General features: G+C 63.0%; 21 protein-coding genes. 14 read left to right on the top strand and 7 right to left on the bottom strand.

Annotation, left to right across the window (positions count from 1 at the left end; all coding sequences use genetic code 11):
* Window positions 1-37: 37 nt before the first annotated feature.
* The 4 genes from LT988_RS15860 (at window position 38) to LT988_RS15845 (ending at window position 6,829) form a co-directional block, all read left to right on the top strand.
* Window positions 38-1,720 carry an ABC transporter ATP-binding protein/permease gene (locus LT988_RS15860; RefSeq protein WP_232406509.1) on the top strand — a complete coding sequence of 561 codons (1,683 nt, stop codon included), beginning with the start codon at window positions 38-40 and terminating at the stop codon, window positions 1,718-1,720.
* 17 nt (window positions 1,721-1,737) lie between these two features.
* A complete protein-coding gene (locus LT988_RS15855) occupies window positions 1,738-3,105 on the top strand; it encodes a GH1 family beta-glucosidase (protein ID WP_232406508.1) in 1,368 nt (455 codons plus the stop codon).
* A 664-nt stretch (window positions 3,106-3,769) separates the two neighbouring features.
* Window positions 3,770-5,425 (top strand): glycogen synthase, encoded by a 1,656-nt coding sequence (locus tag LT988_RS15850; RefSeq protein WP_232406507.1) that lies wholly within the window; start codon window positions 3,770-3,772, stop codon window positions 5,423-5,425.
* Window positions 5,426-5,497: 72 nt separating this feature from the next.
* A complete protein-coding gene (locus tag LT988_RS15845) occupies window positions 5,498-6,829 on the top strand; it encodes an alpha-amylase family glycosyl hydrolase (RefSeq protein ID WP_232406506.1) in 1,332 nt (443 codons plus the stop codon).
* 151 nt (window positions 6,830-6,980) lie between these two features.
* Here the strand turns inward: LT988_RS15845 and LT988_RS15840 are convergent, their stop codons facing one another.
* Both LT988_RS15840 and LT988_RS15835 read right to left on the bottom strand, forming a co-directional pair.
* On the bottom strand, window positions 6,981-8,075 hold the full coding sequence (locus LT988_RS15840) for an alpha/beta hydrolase (RefSeq protein ID WP_232406505.1): 1,095 nt from the start codon (window positions 8,073-8,075) through the stop codon (window positions 6,981-6,983).
* Between the two features lie 81 nt (window positions 8,076-8,156).
* Window positions 8,157-9,632 (bottom strand): class I SAM-dependent methyltransferase, encoded by a 1,476-nt coding sequence (locus LT988_RS15835; RefSeq protein WP_232406504.1) that lies wholly within the window; start codon window positions 9,630-9,632, stop codon window positions 8,157-8,159.
* Window positions 9,633-10,110: 478 nt separating this feature from the next.
* Between LT988_RS15835 and LT988_RS15830 the strand changes: the two genes are divergently transcribed.
* From LT988_RS15830 to LT988_RS15820, 3 genes are read left to right on the top strand one after another with little or no spacing between them, the layout of a single operon-like run.
* Window positions 10,111-10,365, top strand: a complete 255-nt coding sequence (locus tag LT988_RS15830; RefSeq protein ID WP_232406503.1) for a hypothetical protein — start codon at window positions 10,111-10,113, stop codon at window positions 10,363-10,365.
* The gene (locus LT988_RS15825) at window positions 10,310-10,942 is read left to right on the top strand and encodes a B12-binding domain-containing radical SAM protein (RefSeq protein WP_232406502.1); all 633 of its coding nucleotides are present in this window, start codon (window positions 10,310-10,312) and stop codon (window positions 10,940-10,942) included. Before LT988_RS15830 ends, LT988_RS15825 begins: the two co-directional genes overlap by 56 nt.
* A gap of 33 nt (window positions 10,943-10,975) precedes the next feature.
* Complete coding sequence (locus LT988_RS15820) at window positions 10,976-11,686, top strand: radical SAM protein (RefSeq protein WP_332460487.1); 711 nt, start codon at window positions 10,976-10,978, stop codon at window positions 11,684-11,686.
* On the opposite strand, the gene LT988_RS15815 is transcribed toward LT988_RS15820, so the two are convergent.
* Window positions 11,655-12,068: a porin family protein gene (locus tag LT988_RS15815; RefSeq protein ID WP_232406501.1), complete on the bottom strand. Its 414-nt coding sequence runs from the start codon at window positions 12,066-12,068 to the stop codon at window positions 11,655-11,657. The genes LT988_RS15820 and LT988_RS15815 overlap by 32 nt on opposite strands.
* Window positions 12,065-12,256 carry a hypothetical protein gene (locus LT988_RS15810; protein WP_232406500.1) on the bottom strand — a complete coding sequence of 64 codons (192 nt, stop codon included), beginning with the start codon at window positions 12,254-12,256 and terminating at the stop codon, window positions 12,065-12,067. The genes LT988_RS15815 and LT988_RS15810 overlap by 4 nt, the downstream gene beginning before the upstream one ends.
* A 101-nt stretch (window positions 12,257-12,357) precedes the next feature.
* On the opposite strand from LT988_RS15810, the gene LT988_RS15805 reads away from it, so the two are divergent.
* From LT988_RS15805 to LT988_RS15790, 4 genes are all read left to right on the top strand, one after another.
* Window positions 12,358-12,945 (top strand): DUF3658 domain-containing protein, encoded by a 588-nt coding sequence (locus LT988_RS15805; protein ID WP_232406499.1) that lies wholly within the window; start codon window positions 12,358-12,360, stop codon window positions 12,943-12,945.
* A 55-nt stretch (window positions 12,946-13,000) separates the two neighbouring features.
* On the top strand, window positions 13,001-14,020 hold the full coding sequence (locus LT988_RS15800) for an IS4 family transposase (protein ID WP_232406498.1): 1,020 nt from the start codon (window positions 13,001-13,003) through the stop codon (window positions 14,018-14,020).
* Between the two features lie 29 nt (window positions 14,021-14,049).
* Entirely contained in the window at window positions 14,050-14,256 is a 207-nt protein-coding gene (locus LT988_RS15795) for a hypothetical protein (RefSeq protein WP_232406497.1), read from the top strand.
* 125 nt (window positions 14,257-14,381) lie between these two features.
* The gene (locus LT988_RS15790) at window positions 14,382-15,593 is read left to right on the top strand and encodes an ATP-binding protein (RefSeq protein WP_232406496.1); all 1,212 of its coding nucleotides are present in this window, start codon (window positions 14,382-14,384) and stop codon (window positions 15,591-15,593) included.
* A 210-nt stretch (window positions 15,594-15,803) separates the two neighbouring features.
* Here LT988_RS15790 and LT988_RS25295 read toward each other — a convergent pair whose 3' ends face one another.
* The gene (locus tag LT988_RS25295; protein WP_269752054.1) at window positions 15,804-15,932 is read right to left on the bottom strand and encodes a hypothetical protein; all 129 of its coding nucleotides are present in this window, start codon (window positions 15,930-15,932) and stop codon (window positions 15,804-15,806) included.
* 66 nt (window positions 15,933-15,998) lie between these two features.
* Here LT988_RS25295 and LT988_RS15785 point away from each other — a divergent pair, with 66 nt between their 5' ends.
* Window positions 15,999-16,223 (top strand): CopG family transcriptional regulator, encoded by a 225-nt coding sequence (locus LT988_RS15785; protein WP_232406495.1) that lies wholly within the window; start codon window positions 15,999-16,001, stop codon window positions 16,221-16,223.
* A 12-nt stretch (window positions 16,224-16,235) separates the two neighbouring features.
* On the top strand, window positions 16,236-16,637 hold the full coding sequence (gene vapC / locus LT988_RS15780; RefSeq protein WP_232406494.1) for a type II toxin-antitoxin system tRNA(fMet)-specific endonuclease VapC: 402 nt from the start codon (window positions 16,236-16,238) through the stop codon (window positions 16,635-16,637).
* A 293-nt stretch (window positions 16,638-16,930) separates the two neighbouring features.
* Here the strand turns inward: vapC and LT988_RS15775 are convergent, their stop codons facing one another.
* Window positions 16,931-17,176 carry a hypothetical protein gene (locus tag LT988_RS15775; RefSeq protein ID WP_232406493.1) on the bottom strand — a complete coding sequence of 82 codons (246 nt, stop codon included), beginning with the start codon at window positions 17,174-17,176 and terminating at the stop codon, window positions 16,931-16,933.
* Between the two features lie 54 nt (window positions 17,177-17,230).
* A complete protein-coding gene (locus LT988_RS15770; protein WP_232406492.1) occupies window positions 17,231-17,527 on the bottom strand; it encodes a DUF1214 domain-containing protein in 297 nt (98 codons plus the stop codon).
* A 153-nt stretch (window positions 17,528-17,680) separates the two neighbouring features.
* Here LT988_RS15770 and LT988_RS15765 point away from each other — a divergent pair, with 153 nt between their 5' ends.
* Window positions 17,681-18,088: a hypothetical protein gene (locus tag LT988_RS15765; RefSeq protein WP_232406491.1), complete on the top strand. Its 408-nt coding sequence runs from the start codon at window positions 17,681-17,683 to the stop codon at window positions 18,086-18,088.
* Window positions 18,089-18,111: the final 23 nt, after the last annotated feature.

The raw sequence follows: 18,111 nt of genomic DNA, 5'->3' as shown, positions 1-18,111 counted from the left end.
GCACTCGCTTCACCGATCGCGAAGGCTCGGCTCCACCATGATTGCACTGCGCACAACCATCAGCCGCACGACCTGGAAACGCTTTCTCGAAATGCTCGCCATGCTGGCGCGCTCGGAGGTCGGCGGCAAAGCGAAGCTGCTGTTTGCCTTGTTGATCCTGCTGCTCTTCGGCATCAACGGCCTGAATGTACTCAACAGCTACGTCGGCCGGGATTTCATGACGGCCATCGAGAACAAGGACATGGGCCGCTTTGTGCACTTCGCCCTCCTTTATATCGGCGTGTTCGCACTCTCGACCCTGGTCGCGGTCTATTTTCGCTACAGCGAGGAGCGATTGGGTCTGGTGTGGCGCAACTGGCTCACAGCGAGGGCGGTGGAGCGTTATCTCGACAATCGGACCTATTTTCGCCTCCAGGACACGGGGGATCTCGCCAACCCGGATCAGCGTATCAGCGAGGACATCCGTTCGCTGACCGCGACCACCTTGTCGTTCGTCTTGATGTTGCTCAACGCGAGCTTCACGGTGATCGCCTTCTCGGGCGTGATGTGGAGCATCAGCCCGCTTCTGTTCGTCGTCGCCGTCTCTTATGCGGCGCTGGGCTCGTTCATGACGGTTCTCCTGGGCAAACCACTGATCCGTTTGAATTACGATCAGCTCGACAAGGAGGCGAATTTTCGCTCGCGCCTGATCCACGTCCGCGAGAACGCCGACTCCATCGCCCTCCTGCGACGCGAGGCCAGGCTGAAATACCAGCTACTCGAGCGCCTCGCCGATCTGACCGCGAATTTCCAGCGCATCATCCTGGTGAACCGCAACCTCGGCTTCTTCACCACCGGCTACAATTACATGATTCAGATCATCCCGGCCTTGGTCGTCGCCCCGCTATTCATCAAGGGAGACGCCCAGTTCGGGGTCATTGCCCAGTCCGCGATCGCCTTCGCCCACCTGCTCGGCGCCTTTTCGCTGATCGTCACCCAGTTTCAGTCGATCTCGGCCTACACGGCCGTGATTGCACGTCTGGCGGGGCTACGAGAGGCCATGGGCGACGACGAAACCCCGAAGCCCTCGAACATCGAGATCCGCGACGACGGCGACCGCGTGGCGTTCGACGCACTGACGCTGCGCTCGCCGCGCAGCGGACGCGATCTGATCAAAGCGTTGTCCGTTTCGGTCCCGCACGGCAAACGGCTCTTGATCATCGCGCCGAACGAGTCGGCCAAGACCGCCCTGTTCCGCGCGACCGCCGGTCTTTGGGACGCCGGAGAAGGGCGCATCCTCCGCCCGAACAATCGAGCACTCATGTTCCTCCCCGAGCGGCCTTATCTTCCGCCCGGGACGTTGCGACAGTTGGTCACGCCGAGCGACTCGAACGGCTCCTTCACCGACGAGCGCATCCTCGCCACCTTGCGGGCGCTCAAGCTCGAGCCCGCACTTGTTCGGGCAGGCGGGCTCGACGTGGAACGCAACTGGAACGAGCTGCTCTCGCTCGGCGAGCAGCAGCTTCTTGCGTTCGCTCGGGTGATCCTCGCCGAGCCCGCCTTCGTCATGCTCGACCACCCGACCCGGGCGCTGAGCGAATGCCAGATCGACGAGCTGCTGGGGATGCTGCGCGAGCGCGGGATGACCTACATCACGCTCGGGGACGAGGACGACGATCCCGGCGCCTATGACGAGGTGTTGCTGGTCGACCAGGACGGCAGTTGGAGCGCGCAGACATAAGCAAGCAGGCACCCGAGATGCCGACCAAGTCGCCGCCAAGCGGCTTCCTGTGGGGTACCGCGACCTCGGCCTATCAGATCGAGGGCTCGCCGCTCGCCGACGGGGCGGGGCCGAGCATCTGGCATCGCTTCGCCCACACGCCCGGTCGCGTCTTGAACGACGACACCGGGGATATCGCCTGCGATCACTACCGGCGCTGGCGCGAGGATGTCGACTTGATGGCGTCGCTCGGTGTCAACGCCTATCGCTTCAGCGTGGCCTGGGCGCGTGTCCTCCCCGAGGGTACCGGGCGGGTGAATCAGCCGGGCCTGGATTTCTATGGACGCCTGGTCGATACGTTGCTGGAGCAGGGGATCGAGCCCATGCTTACGCTCTACCACTGGGATCTTCCTGAGGCGCTCGATGCGCGCGGCGGCTGGGCGAGCAACGCAAGTCCGGGATGGTTTGCGGACTATGCGCAGATCCTCTACCGCGCCCTCCGCGATCGGGTCCGACTCTGGATCACCCTGAACGAACCCTGGGTCATCACGGCAGGCGGCTATCTCTACGGCGACATGGCGCCCGGGCACAGCAGCCCGCACGAAACCCCGATCGTCGCACACAACCTGCTGCGCGCCCATGCGGCGGGTGTGGCGAGCGGTCGTGCCGAGGGCATCGAGCACATCGGGCTGGCCGTCAACCTGGAACCGCAGTATCCGGCGAGCCCATCAACGGACGACATCGCCGCGACGGCGCGGCGCGACGCCTTCATCAATCGCTGGTTTCTTGACCCGGTCTTCTTCGGACGCTACCCCGCAGAGATGGAGACCATCTTCGGAACGGACTGGCCCGATTTCACCGCAAGCGACCTGGAGGCCCTGCGTGCCCCGCCGGACTTCATCGGCGTGAACTATTACTCGCGCTCGGTCGTGCGCGCCGATCCGACCGAGCAGCCCGTCGGGGCCCGCCGTGTGCGCCAAGAGACGCGCCCGCATACGGCGATGGATTGGGAGGTCTACCCGCAGGGGCTGACCGACATCCTCCTCTGGATCCAGGGACGCTACGGCAACCCGCCCGTCTACATCACGGAGAACGGCGCGGCCTTCGACGATCCGCCGCCGATCGCGGGGCGTCTCCACGACCGTGAGCGCGTCGCCTATCTGCGCAGCCATCTGCGCGCGGCCTCTCGTGCGGTGCGCCGACGGGTCGATCTGCGCGGCTATTTCGCTTGGTCGCTGCTGGACAATTTCGAGTGGAGCTACGGCTATGCGAAGCGCTTCGGCCTGGTCCGCGTCGACCCCGTCGATCGGCAACGGTTGATCAAGGACAGCGGTCGCTTTTATCGCGACGCGATTCGCCGTTACGGCGCCGGCCCGCGGCACGGCGACCTGCCCGCGAGGACGTGATTCGGGTCGGGGCGCCTCGCATGGGACTGTCGATCGAGACCTTCGGTGGGGGGCTCGCGACCACCCGTCCAGGGACACCGCGGCGCGACGCCCGGGGTACACTAGGCATCAGTCACTGAGTCTCACCCGGAACGAACACCGCTGCAGGAAGAAAACAGGCATGGCGAAAAAGCCGAGTGGATCCAAGCCAACCGGATCGAAAAGGGACGCCGCACGCCGCGGCCCAACCAAGCACACCGCCCCCAAGTCCTCGGCGAAGAACGATCCGCCACCGTCAGCGGGCGAGGCAAGGAGCACCGCGGGAGGCGCGGACGCGTCCGTGCGGGATCGGAGCGTATCGCCCCCGGCAGGCAAGCCTGAGAGCAATATGCCTGAAAGCGAGAAATCCCCTCCTGCAGTCTCGGCACAAACTCCCCGGACAGCCGCCTCTGCCGCTCCGCGACCGACCGATTCCGTGCCGACGCCGACGCCGGCTGGAGCACGTCCGCCGGGCGAATCGGCCTCAGGCGGCGAGCTGACTCAAGAGCCCAAGCCGAAAGCCGAGCCTGAGGTGAAGCAGGTCACACCGCCGGCACTCGCTTCGACGCCCGCGGAGAAACCGGCATCACCCCCGATGCGACCACGTCCGACGCGCGACCCCGAGCCGTCATCCGCGCCCGCGCCGATGCCCCCTGCGGAGCCGGGGCCATTCGCGGAGCCGGAGGCCGAAACGCCATCGGTACCACCGCCGGTGCCGGTGCCCGAACCCGAGCCCAAGCCGGAGCCGGAGCCGGCCCACGAGCAACCTCCCGAGCACGAGCCGATCCACGAGCCTGCTCCGCCGCCACCTGCGCCCAATCGCCCGAGCCTCTTTATCGTCCACATCACGCCCGAGCTGGCCTCGGTCGCCAAGGTCGGCGGGCTGGCCGACGTGGTCTTCGGTCTAAGCCGCGAGCTGGCGATCCGCGGCAATCATGTCGAGATCATCCTGCCGATGTACGCGACCCTGCGGCACGATCAGATCTTCGAGATGCGCGAGGTCTACAAGGATCTTTGGGTCCCCTGGTACGACGGCGCCATCCACTGCACGGTCTTCTTCGGATTCGTTCACGGGCGAAAGTGCTTCTTCATCGAGCCGCACTCGCAGGACAACTTCTTCAACCGCGGCAGCATCTACGGCTTCAAGGACGACGTGCTGCGCTACGCCTTCTTCTCGCGCGCCGCGATGGAGTTCCTCTGGAAGGCGGGCAAGCATCCGGACGTCATCCACGTACACGACTGGCAGACCGCCTTGGTCCCGGTGTTCCTGTACGAGTTCTATCAACCGCTCGGGATGACCCATCCGCGGGTCTGCCTGACGATCCACAACTTTGCCCATCAAGGGGTGACGGGCGTGGAGATCCTGCACGCGACCGGACTGAACCGCCCGGAACGCTTTTTCAATCAGGATCGCATGGCCGACAACACGCATCCCAAGGCACTGAATCTGCTCAAGGCCGGCATCGTCTATTCCAATTTCATCACCACGGTCTCGCCGCGCTACGCCTTCGAGACGAAGGATCAGGGCCAGGGATTCGGCCTGGAGCCGACGCTGCATACCCATCAGATGAAATACGGCGGTGTGGTCAACGGGATCGACTACGACATCTGGAACCCCGAGGTCGACCACCAAATCCCGGTGCGCTACAGCGTCGAGAGCATCGACGGCAAGTACGACAACAAGCGCGCCTTGCGTCATCGCCTGATGCTCGCCGACAACGAGAAGCCGATCGTCGCCTTCATCGGCCGACTCGACCCCCAAAAGGGTCTGGACCTGGTGCGTCACGCCATCTTCTACACGCTCGAGCGCGGCGCCCAGTTCGTGCTGCTCGGATCCAGTCCGGATGACCGAATCAACGGCGATTTCTGGGGCCTCAAACGGATGCTCAACGACAGCCCCGACTGTCATCTGGAGATCGGCTTCGACGAGGATCTTTCGCACCTCATCTATGCCGGAGCGGACATGATGCTGGTGCCGAGTCGCTTCGAGCCCTGCGGGCTGACCCAGTTGATCGCGTTGCGCTACGGCACGGTGCCGGTGGTCAGGGAGGTCGGCGGGCTCGCCGACACGGTGTTCGACAAGGATTATTCGCACCGCCCGCTGCACGAGCGCAATGGCTATGTCTTCCGCGATTTCGACAACCCCGGCCTGGAATCAGCGCTGGGACGCGCCATCGCCTGTTATCGCAACCACCCAGAGCACTTCAGAGAACTGATGAAGAACGGGATGCGCACCGACTATTCCTGGAACATGCCCGGCCAGGACTATCTCAATATCTACGACTATATCCGCGAAGGCTGAACGGCCGCGCGACGGTCTTGACCCAGCCCTCAATCCGCCGCGCCGAGACGCGGCAAGGAGCGCATCGGCTCGATGAAGATCTACAATCTGTTTCCCCGGCTCGCCGGACATTTCAAGGATTGGACGCCCCACCTCGAGCGGGCCTCCGCCATGGGTTTCGACTGGATCTTCGTCAACCCGATCCAGGTCCTCGGCCAGTCCCGCTCCCTCTACTCGATCGCGGATCATTTCGCGATCAACGCCACCTTCGTTGCACCGGATACGGGTCGGACAGCGGAGGAGCAGGTTCGCGCCGTGGTCGCGGAGGCCGATCGGCTCGGTCTCGGCATGATGATCGACCTCGTGATCAACCATTGCGCCAAGGACTCGCGGTTGGTGCATGAGCACCCGGAATGGTTCGTGCGCGACGGCAACGAGGTCGCCAGCGCCTTCTGTGTCGAGTCCGACGGGAATCGGGTCGTTTGGCACGATCTGGCGCAATTCGATCACCGCGGCTCGCCCGATCGCGCGGGACTCCTCGCCTACTGCATCAAGATGGTCGAGTATCTTGTCGCGCTGGGCTTTCGCGGCTTCCGCTGCGACGCGGCCTATCAGATCCCGAAACCGGTCTGGGAGCATCTGATTGCGCACATCCGCAAGGCGCATCCGGATGTCGTCTTCGTCGCCGAGACACTGGGCTGCTCGCCGGAACAAACCCGAGAGACCGCGGCCGCCGGCTTCGACGCCATCTTCAACAGCTCCAAATGGTGGGACTTCGAGGGCGGCTGGCTACTGGAGCAATACGAGCAGACGCGCCGCTTGGTCCCCTCGATCAGCTTTCCGGAGAGCCACGACACCGAGCGGCTCTTTCAGGAATCCGGCGGCAACCCCGACGCCATGAAGCAACGTTACCTGTTCGCCGCGCTCTTCTCGGCGGGCGTTATGATCCCGATCGGTTTCGAGCATGGATTCAGACGGCGACTCGACGTCGTCCAGACTCGACCCGACGATTGGGAGGACATAAACCTCGATCTCACCGGCTTCATCGCCGAGGTCAACCGCATCAAGGACCGTTTCCCGGTGTTCCGCCAGGAAGGGCCGCTCGAGCGACTCAATCATCCGAATTCCGCCATCCTCCTGCTCCGCAAAGGGTCCGACACGGGTCGGGACACGGCACTGCTCGCCCTGAACAAGGACCCCTGGAATCACCAGCACCTGCGTATCGACGACATCTGCCAGGCCGCTCGAGCATCCGACCCGATGCTCGACGTCTCGCCCGAGTCGCCGATGGACCGACTGCCCACGCCCTTCGAGTTCGAGCTCGGCCCAGGAATGGGTCGGGTGTGGGCCACCCCGGCCATGCGCACCGACGGCGACTCCCGTAGCGCAGAGCGCTGGAACGAAGACCGGGCGCAGGTCGCTTAGAGACGGTTCAGAAGCAAAGCGTACAGATACGTGAACGCCATCAGCCCTCGTGTCGGCGCGGTTCACTCATTGAAGCCGCGTCACCTGCAAGACCGAATGGAACACAAAAGCCCGTTTCTCACCCAACCTTCGTCGTCACTCCGAACGCGGCTTACATCAACCGATAGGCGTTGATATCGGCCGCATAGGACAACCGATCCTCGGCACGCCCGCCCTCGAAGGCGTCGCTGAACACGGCCTTCAGTGCCGCGTTGCGCGCCACCGGCTCGCCCGTGAAATACCCGTGGGCGTTGCCCACGCCATCGGCCCGGGTGATGTCGATATAGCGCGCATTCGCCGCAAACAGGTTCTTGAGATAATGGCCGAGCCGCGCCCGCTGCGCCTCGCCCGGCTTACGGCGCGACCACGCAAGCGCAAAGTCGTTCTCGTTGATGACGACATAGAGACGGTTGCGGGCCTGGATGCGCTGGACCCAGATCTCATGAGCCGCATTGTTCGTATCGGCGGCCAACAGCGAGACATTGTCGAAGATCAGTTTTGCAGAGGCTGCAGCGCTTGGCTGCAAGGCATATTTGAGCACATAGTTGCCCATGCTGTGACACATCAGGTTGAGCGTGACTTTGCAGTCATCGGCCAACAGCTGCGTGAAGCGTGCCTGCACGGCCTCCCGATTTCCCCGACCGCCGTCCTCCGCCATGGCCTGCCGCCAAAAGGCATCCCGACGCGCCTCGGTCAGCTTCTCGTGGTAGAACTGCACCTTATCGAAAAGGCGGTTCAACGCGTCCATCGAGACCCGCGCATCCTGTTTGTCGTCGAGGTAGTCCGCCGTCCCGCTGACCGCCCCGCCCCCGTTGGCGGACCAACTGAAGGGCAAGACGATGATGTTGTAGAGTGCCTCGAGCGCCTCGACCGTGCTCACGACGTCGCGCATGTCGTTGTTGTAGCCGTGGACATAGATCAACAAATGGCGCTTCTCGCGAGCAACCTGTTCCATAAGCTCGCAGGCGACCTTCAAACTCGCATACCAATCCGCCCGCTCGTCGATGTCGAGCGCATGTCGTCGCTTCAGCTCCCGCACCTCGGCCTGTGTCAGCCTGTCGGCGAGTAGCTCGGTGACGTAATGGGAGCCTTGTTTGGTAACCTTGACGAGCCGCAGCTCGTTGGGGCCAACGGTATTCGGCGTATCGCCGAAGAGATCCAGACCTTCCTTGCGCCTGTTGACCTTCCGATTCGTGACGACATACATCGAGATACCCTCTTGATTGCCTCGACTGAATGCACCCAACTCCGCCACCCTATCGCCGGCGTCCCCGGAGGAACGAGCCGTCTATTTGCGGGCGAGAAAGGTCACGAACGACAGTCTCGCGTTGAGAATCTCGACCGACCGAAAGCCGATCTGCCTGAGCTTCACCAGGTACCAATCCAAAGGATAGGGCACGAGAACATCCTTCAACGCCTCTTCCTTGTAATCGATGTAGTCCTGACTCAACCCGGCATCCAACTTGAATTGCTTATAGAGACGATCCATCATCGAGGACAGCATGACCTTTTCGGTCAAGACAAAAAAACCGCCGTCTTCGAGCGCCGCATGGATGTCTCGTAAATAGTCCTCGCGTTGTTTGATGAAATGGAGCGTCCAATTCGCGGTCACCAAACGATAGGGTCCATGCTCGGATGGAAAACGATCGGACAGGATATAGGTCAAAGTCTGATCGGTACTGTTGAACGCACGCGCCAGCATGTCGCGTGAGTTGTCGACGCCGTATAGATGTCGATAGCCGTGCTCATGGAAGCGCTTCAACGCCTCGCCCAAGGCACAACCGACATCGATTACCGGGGCGTCCTTCTCCAAGAACATGTCTGCAATCTCGATGCAGACGTCAAGCACGCGCCCGTAATCGGGGATATTCTGCCGTGCCTCGTCCGGAAAATTCTCGGCAACCTTCTGATCGAACTGCCATGGCTTTTCCGCCAGCGCCAGGGTCTTCGGCTCGACATAGGGCCGATGTTTCTCGAAATCGGCCCATGCCTTTATTCTAGTGTCCTCGGTCGGGTGGACCAACTCATCCGTCAACACCCGACAGATCCTGTCCACCTTACGAAACGACTCGATATAGCGCACCGAATAGGTCTCGGATGGATCTCCACGAAAATTGTCGATCACGCTCGTGATGTGCTTCGGCATCGTCGGCTTCCCCACAGGCTCGAAACCCATGGTGCTGAGAACGATCGACAATGCCGACGGGGAGATACGCACACCGATGCCTTGCACGTGCTGCTCGGCGTCCGCCACCACCATGGATTGCTCGGTCGTGATCTCGACGATCGGGGCTTTCGGATTGCAGACGTTCGGATACGGATAGACCCCTTCGATAATCAGTGTTTCCTTGCAGATTCGCGCGACCTTCGCGAGGAGGTCGTGATAGCTCAAAAAGGCGTAGATCACGCCGAGCATCACGACAACATCGAATTCCTCTGTATTCACGGCCAGAAAATCTTCGATGGATGTCTGCTCGATCCTGACACGGTCCGAATAATGCCCGAGTAGATGCCGCGATCGCTCCGCATAGGCGGCCTGTGCCTCGACGCCGGTATAGTGTCGCGCGCCGTTAAACAGCACCCACTGGCCCGTCGCCCCCATGCAGGAACCGAGATCCAGCACCGTCTTTTCTTTAAGATTCCATTCGGAAAACATCGCGGCGTGACGACTCTCCAACTGTTCCTTGTTGATCGGGAACAACAGGCGGTTCTGCCGATGGTCTTGAGTGTAGAACTCCGGATGGTCGTCGTAGGGTGATTTCATGGATTTCGTTTGTGCTCGTACAGAACTTGCGGCTCTTCGAGGCTCACGGCGCGTCGCCGAGGGCGTGAGCGTTTTCCCAAACCATTGCAACCGATCATCGCCGACCGGAGCATCCCAGCGGGTCGATCAAAAACCCCTTCCGGAACGGTCCTCCCTCGGTTCGCCGGATTGGACGGGGCATCCGCTCCCGTGTCGCGCGACATGTCGCCGAGAACCGTCGGTGGGACGGGTTGCAGTTCGCGTCCGGCGACGACTTTAGCCGAGTGTGGAACTGGCTTCCAGCGTGACACGGCGTACGAGGGGAAGGCCCGAGAACCCGTTTGCGGACTTTACCCTCGGGGGTCCGAGTCATTGCGGACACCTGATCGGCCTTGTCCGCCGAGCTCGCCACACGTACTCTCGGCCCTCGGATCGAGACAAGACGGCATTTTTCCGACTTCGCATCATCGAGCGACCTGATCAGGAGAGATTAAGTCCTATGAGATTCCTATTGGCATCCGGGCTCGGCCCCTACTCGATGAGCGGTAAATCGCTTGAGGGCACACTCCTCGGGGCGACGGTGGAGTCCGAGCTTACTGCGACTTACGAGCGTCTTCTCGGCGCGCCGCTGGACCTGTCCTCGCTCCGTACGGCGTCGTCGCGGCGACCGCTGCTGCGCCCCTACCACGGACGGCTGCATGCCCCATCTGCCTACCGAGACGGTGCGTTCGATCGTCGAGGCAGCGGGCGTTGAATGCGTGTTGTTCGATCTCGAGGATCTGTGGCGCGGCACCGCCGGCTGCCGCGACCCGGATGTCGATGTCTTGGGCCTCTCTACATCGTTCATCTGCGACAGCTACACGCTCGGTCGGACGATCGACTGGCTAACGTCGCGGTTCCTGGGCGTGCCGCTGGTCTTGGGTGGACAGTTCAGCAACCTAAAGTTCGCCGGTATCCTGAAAAGGCACCCGGCCGTCACCTACATCATCCGCGGCGACGCCGAAATTGCGTTGCCCGCGCTCCTGCAGGCGCTCGACGGCTCCGGAACCCTCGACCAGGTGCCCAATCTGGTCTGGCGTGACCCCGGCGGCGGGGTTCGGACCAACCCGCCTGCGTCACTAGACCTCGATGCGGTGCCTGCGCCCGAGTTCCAGGGCACTCATCGGCTCGTGCCCTACGAGTCCATGCGGGGATGTCCGTTCTTCGGCAAATATTGCTCCCACCCATCCGCGTCGCCCCGCTGGCGTTTCCGCTCGGCCGACAGGATCTGCAGCGACTGGATGCATTATGCCGAGCACAACGGGGCTCGGAGTATTCGGGCAATGGATTAGACCTTCACGATTCCGCGGACGCGCTTTCGGCAGTTGTTGGACAGGCTTCCGGCGGTCGGGATCCCGTGGGAGGCTTATACGAGGGCCAATGTCATCGGGGCCGCCGAAGTTGTGGAGAAGCTCGAGGCCGCTCACTGCGAATGGCTTCTCATCGGGTTTGAATCCATGAGCGACAAGACCCTTCGGGATATGGACAAGCGGGTTTCCGCATCCCAGAACGAACGGGCGTTCGAATTGCTCGCCCCGAGCCGCATCGCGCTTCGCACCTCCTTCATCGTTGGATTTCCGGGAGAAACCCCCGAGGAATACGAGCACACACATCAATTCATCGTCGAGCGGCTCTCTGGGCGTTTCGGCGTACACGCCTTCGTCCTCGTCGACGAGACCATGCCGGTCTGGAAAGATGCGGAGCGTCATCGGCTCGAAGTCGTCGATCCGATCACCTGGAGTCACGCTGGTATGGATTCGGCGACCGCCGTGACGCTGCGCGAACGCACCCTGACGGATGCGCGTTGGAAGAGCGAGCATGCCGTCTTGTCGCTCTGGCAAATCGGGTATGAGCGGCCGCTTGTGCCTGAGCTGGACGACCGAGCGAACATGCGGATCGAGAAACAGATCGAACGACTCGCCTTCCTGGTACGGGATTTCGGCGAGACCCCCGAGGCAGAGCGACGGGGACGGGCAGCCATCGACGAGCTCAGGCATCTCGGGATTACGCAATCCGCCCCCGCCACGGCCCCGTAAGCCACCGAGTCCGTCCAATGAAGCTCAAGGCCTCGCCAGGGCATTCGTCAATCGCCACGAGCCGCAGTGATGTCGCGGCAAGCCCGGCGAGTGTCGCGTCACGGAGTGCGTAGCGGCCGACGAAATCCGATCCGTAATCGACACCGCCGCCCAGCGGCGCGGTCGAGGAGAAGCCGAAGCGGACGCGATCAGAAAGGGGCCGGACGTAGAAGAAGCTCGGGATGGGGGCAATTTCGGCCGCGTTGCCGCCGTTGCCGCCGCGAACCGGTCCCCGGAGTCTGGGCAGTATGGAGAGATTCTCTACACTCTTCGCCTTGAACTTGACACTAGGCAGGATGACCTGGAGGCCAGCGATCACATGCTGTTGGTCGATGCCGGTCATCCCGACGGGTTGGTCCAAGCGGCGTCCGCGCTCCGGGTGTTCGTTGGGTTGGCGACACCGGCCGTGCCGAGGCTTCCGGGGGTGCCGATCGACGGGCTGTAGAAGCCCGCACCATGGACCGCGTTCGCAGCCGCCAGCAGTGCTGCGAAGGAGCAAACGGACAGCGTTTCGAGAATTCGGTTGGTCATTGGCAGGAACTCCTCATGTCGGACGGGCTAACCGAGGTCAGGGGGGAGGCGCATTGTCCGTGTCCGCTTCAACCTTGATGGTGCCATCCTGGATCTTGTCGTTGATCGCGATCGCCCGCAGAGCTGTGCCGGTGCCGGCGCTCTGCTTTCCAGGCGTACTCGCGGTGCAGCCCGCGTTCTGGCTACCGACCGCCATCAAGGCGACCATCAGCCACTGGAATCCCAAGGTTTTGCTGATCGCGTTCTCTGCCCTCCCCAAGCCAAACATGCCATCAACTCAGCCTGATTTCTCAAAGCCGTTGGCGATAGGTGCCTATCCCGACCTTGCGCGCTGCCTATCATTCCCACGGCATGCCGGGAACCGTGTTCGGAGTCCCCGATCACTGGCCGAGCTGTTCTCGTCGGCCCAGGAACTGTCGGACGCCGAGAGCTCGGATTTTGCCGAGGATTTCCTGCGCCTGCGCCGCGAAACCGGCCTCCTGCGCCGCTGGGAGCAGGGACGCATCCTGGGCGTGCCGACCGATCGCTACGACCCGCTGCTGCTCCAGTGCTGCACCACCCGCTGGACCCCGGCGGCGCGCGTCGTCGGCACCGTCATGAGCCGGGGTAAAACAGGACAGACCCTGAGGTATCCCCATTATAAGTCGATTATAAACAGATATTTAAAATTTAATTCTAATGCAAAATGAACATGCATGGGGTTTGATGGTCCACAACGGGCGACCAAACCTGCGGAGGCCCCCCATGCATGCCCTCAGGATTCTACACCGCTGTGTTGCGCCGCTGCTGGCCGGCATCCACCGGCGGCGCCTGGCCGCGCTGCTCGAAGCGGTCGCGGCTTCGGTCAGCGGCCCGCGGCTGACGCTGACCGAGATCGGCCGCCGCTTCGGTGGCGGGTCGGAGCTGCGCCATCGCATCAAGCGGGCCGACCGCCTGTTGGACAACCGTCACCTGCAGAGCGACAGCCGCACGATCTACGGCGCACTCGCACGGATGCTGCTCAACGGCATCGCCGAACCGCTGATCGTGATCGACTGGAGTGATCTGAAGGAGGACCAATCGCTGCACCTGCTGCGCGCCTCGCTGCCGGTGGGCGGTCGTAGTCTGACGCTATACGAGGAGGTCCACACCCAGCGCAAGCTGGGCAATCGCCAGGTGCAGCATCGCTTCCTGCAGCGGCTCAAGGCACTGCTGCCAACGACGGCGGAACCGATCATTGTCGCCGACTCCGGCTTCAAGGTACCGTTCTACCGCGAGGTCGAGCGCGTGGGCTGGCGCTGGGTCGGGCGGGTGCGCGGGCGTGACGACATCAGGCTCAAGAACCGCTGGCGCAGTTGCAAGCGGGTGTTCGCCGAGGCGAGCGAGACGCCGAGCGCGCTCGGTATCGGCGAGTGGGCGCGCAGCAATCCACTGCGTGCGGCCTTCGTGCTGGTGCGCAAGCCCAAGCAGGGACGCCGGGCCAAGACGGCCTCCGGCAAGCGTGCGCGCTCGAAGAAGAGCTTGCAAGCCGCCCGCAATGCCCGCGAGCCGTGGCTGTTGGTCGCCTCGTCGTGCTTCGCCGACTGGCCGGCAACGCGCCTGGTCAAGGTCTATCGTCACTGGAGGACTGCCTTACGACCATCGCCGAACTGGTCGAGGCCATCGGGCCGCCCAATCAATGGGTCGCGAATGACCATGATGCCGTGCTCGCCGGGTGACCGGAGCGGGCCGATTTTGTGGGGATACCTCAGGGACAGACCATGTTTTCCTGCTAAGCTCTGGTAATCTCGCTACGCCCTTTGGTCTAGGCCCTGATGCCCCGACGTGCCCGCATCGTCGCCGCCGGCTATCCGATGCATGTCATTCTCCGCGGGATCGACCGGTCCGCGGTGTTCTTTGCCGGCGAGGACCGGCAGTTCTTGCTGAAGCGCTGGTCACGGCGCCTGCTGCTCGGTCTCGCAGACCGACGCTTCGAGCAGCAGGCCGAGGTGAAGGCGCTGTTGGAACGCCTAGAGCAGTGACGACGAGGTCTGACTAACGCGAGACGGTGGATGGACTGGTCCGAACGGCCTATTGCCTAGCCAATAATTTCATAAATTGTAAGTTCCACTGACAGATCATGCATGAGCCGCTAGACTGATGCGCCATGATCGATCGCAACATCACCCCCCAACTCCGCGCCTTGGCTGGTTACTACCCGCTGGTGGCCGTGACCGGACCGCGCCAGTCCGGCAAGACCACGCTGTGCCGGGCCGTTTTTCCGGATCGACCCTATGTGTCGTTGGAGGCGTTGGACCTGCGCGCCTTCGCGCAGGAAGACCCGCGCGGTTTCCTGGCCGAATACCAGGACGGCGCCGTGCTCGACGAGATTCAGCGGGTACCTGGGTTACTGAGCTATCTGCAAACCGAGGTCGACGAGCGCCCCGAGCCGGGCCGTTTTATCCTGACCGGCTCGCAGCACCTGGGGCTGAGTGAAGCTATCGCGCAATCCCTGGCCGGGCGTTGCGGCCTGCTGACGCTGCTGCCGCCGAGCCTGGACGAGTTGACCCGGTTCCAGAATGCCCCGGACGACCTTTACACGCTCTTGTGGCAAGGCGCCTATCCACGCATCTACGACCGCGGCATCCCGGCGCACCAATGGCTGGCGGGCTACCTCGCGACCTATGTCCAACGCGATGTGCGCCAGATCGTCAATGTCGCCGACTTGCAGACTTTTAGCGGCTTTCTGCGCCTATGCGCGGGCCACAGCGCCCAAGAAGTCAATCTGAGCGCATTGGGGGCCGATGCCGGTGTCTCCCACAATACCGCCCGCGCCTGGCTGTCGGTGCTGGAGACGAGTTTCGTTCTCCACCGGTTGCCGGCCTGGCATGCCAATCTGCGCAAGCAAATGGTGAAGGCGCCGAAGCTGCATCTGTTCGACAGCGGGCTCTTGTGCTACCTGCTCGGTATCCAGGAGCCGGCACAACTGCGCCTGCATCCGCTGCGTGGCGCGGTGTTCGAGAGTTGGGCGGTGGCGGAGGTCTATAAGGCACAGACCAATCAGGGCCGGCAGCCTGCGCTGTTCCATTATCGCGAGAGCCGCGGCATTGAGATCGACCTACTCGTCGAATACGGGCTAGCGCTCGATGCCTTAGAGATCAAGTCGGGGGCAACTGTGGTCGCAGACTTCTTTAAGCATCTGCCACGCTTTGCCGAGCGACTGGCGTCGCTGACGCCCAAGCGCAGCATGCGTGCCCTGGTGGTTTATGGCGGCGATGCGTCGCAGCGTCGCACCCAGGCGCAGGTGGTGTCCTGGCGCGATCTGCCGGGCGTGGCCGTTGGTCCGGATCGGGCGGGCAATGAAGCGCACGAATTGTAGTAATGATCAGATCCACCTGGGCTCCGAGCGATTCGTCGAACGCATGCAGGCGCGGGTCGACCCAGGACGCCCCTTGCGAGAGATCCCGAAACGCCAGCGCCTGGCCCTGGCCAGGCCCCTGGCCGACGATGCCGCGCGCGACGCCGACAGCGACCGCGCAACGGCCGAGGCGTACCGCTCGGGCGCCTACAGCATGCCTGCCATCGCCGATTACTTCGGCGTCAGCCGCATGACCGTCAGTTCGTCAACGGGCGTTTCGCCGACAAGGGCGGCGCGAAACAACTGGACAAGGTGCTCGGCAACCAGCTCGATGAGGTGCCGGACGGGATTGCCGACCACCTCTGGCGGCAACCAGCCTGAAGGAGGATACTTCCCACATAGCCCGAATACATGTGGAGACATTCCATGTCCCAGCTCCATTGTTACGTCACCGACGAGATCGCCGAAAAGCTCAAGCGCCGTGCCGAGGCCGCGCGCATGCCCGTATCGAAGTACCTGGCCCTGCTGATCAAGCGAAACGTGGACAGCCAATGGCCGGAGGACTACTTCAGCTGCTTCGGTGGCTGGCAGGGCGATGAGCTCCAGCGCCCGGATCAGGGCGACTACGAAGAACGCGATGAACTCGCCTGAGTGTCTGCCCGAATGTTTCTGCTCGATACCAACGTCTGCATCCAGATACTCAACCGTCGCTCCGAGCACCTCCAGCACCGCTTTCGGGAGCTTTCCCCCGATGACATCGCCCTGTGCAGCATCGTCAAGGCCGAGCTGCTCTACGGCGCCCGCCACAGCAAGCGCGTGGAAGACAACCTTCAACTGCTGAAGACCTTCTTCGCACCGCTGCCAAGCCTGCCCTTCACGGACCAATGTGCCGAAGAAGCCGGCCAGATCCGCGCCGACCTCGCCGCCCAGGGCAAGCCCATCGGCCCGAATGACCTGTTGATCGCCGCCACCGCCCGCGCCAATGACGCCGTGCTCGTGACCCACAACGGCCGGGAGTTTACCCGCGTCACCAATCTGCGCTGGGTGGACTGGCAAGAAGGCTGAGCGAGAAGAAGAAACCACGAATGACACGAATTGCACGAATGAAAAAATAGTCGCGTGGTTCGTGGTTGAGTAGTGTTTTTATCCTGGAGAGCCAGAAGTAATCGTTTGCTCCCCTGCTGATCCGGTCGAGGTCATGACATCAAACGCTTGCGAGATAAGGCTGATTTGACGCGGCAAGATAGGTCGCAGATGAAACGCGAACTTGATTTGGCCCGGCCCAGTAGACGGCTTGCATCTCGGCGATCACGATCTGCGACGGCTCGCGGCCGCCGAGTTCGCGCGCACCCTGGGAGTCATCGACTGGCGAGGATGCCGCCAGTGACGAAGACGCCCCGGCGCCGGCAATGGACGAGGCAGGGACGGAGACGCAGGACGGCGCAAACGACGAAGAAACCGGTGGCGAATCGAGCCCGGAGACTGCGCCGAAACAGCGGCGTCAGCGTGCGGACGGCGACGGCGGCGAGCGCAAGTGCCCCGCTCGGCGCAAGGGTGCGCCGGGGCATGGCCGCCTGCAGCGGTTGCCGGTCGACGTCGAACAAGCCCGTGCGCCGGCGTGCTGCGCGGCCTGCGCAGCCGCGTTGTACGGTTCTTCTCTAGCTGGATTTCTTCAGCACGGGCCTCGGAATCGTCCACTCGCCAGTCATGATCTCCGGCTCCGGAAGGTAGTAGCGTGCGGCCACGTCGAACGGCCCGGCGGGAACCTCGAGGCAATTCTGGTCGCCGTCTTCGCACTTCACCTTGACACGGAAGGTGAAGGTGCCGTCCTCATTCTTGACGGCGGTCGTGTTATTGATGTGGTAGCGGTTGTCATCGTTGGGGTGCAGGCGACCGGTGGTGGAGTCATGGACAGTGATCGACCAGAAGGAGTTGACCGGAGGCGCCTTCGTCACAACAGGAGGAGCTGTTCGCGCGGAATCCCGACAGGCCAGAACACTTGAGTCCGCGCCGGCATCCTGTGACCCTCCCGCCGGGGGCCTCGGCGAGTGGGCATAGACCCGGCACCGTCACCGAGGTCAAGACCGTCAACCATTGGAGAAAACGCCATGTCTGTGACTGACCCGATTCGTTACGCCATCATTGCTGCCGCTGTGGCGGTGGTTGCCCTGTTTGGACAGGCCGGTGCGGCCCCGCCGACTGACGCGGCCGAGGTGTTCGAAGTGAAGGTGCTCGAGGCGGCGGCCAACGGACAGGACAGCCCGGCCGGCGTCCTTTATCGCATGGAGGCCCTCTCGATCATGAGCTCGCCTTCCGGCGTGCAGCCGGGCGAGGTCGTCACGGTGCGAAGCGCTGACTCAGGCGATGGGGTCCACGAGCCGGGCTGGATCGGCACCGCCTACGTCATCCCCGATCCAACGGCCTCCGGCACGGGACGCCAATTCGTGGTCGATCCAAACAGCGATGGTCTGGTAACGCTTCCGCCGGGTCCCCCCTCCGCGACGTGGACCCGGTAGGCGCCAAAGATCGACCCCTGAGT

It is taken from the genome of Thiocapsa bogorovii (genome assembly GCF_021228795.1).
In the GTDB taxonomy this organism is placed as follows: Bacteria; Pseudomonadota; Gammaproteobacteria; order Chromatiales; family Chromatiaceae; genus Thiocapsa; species Thiocapsa bogorovii.
Note: the sequence above shows the minus strand (reverse complement) of the source record. Positions and strands in the feature narration are given on the sequence as shown.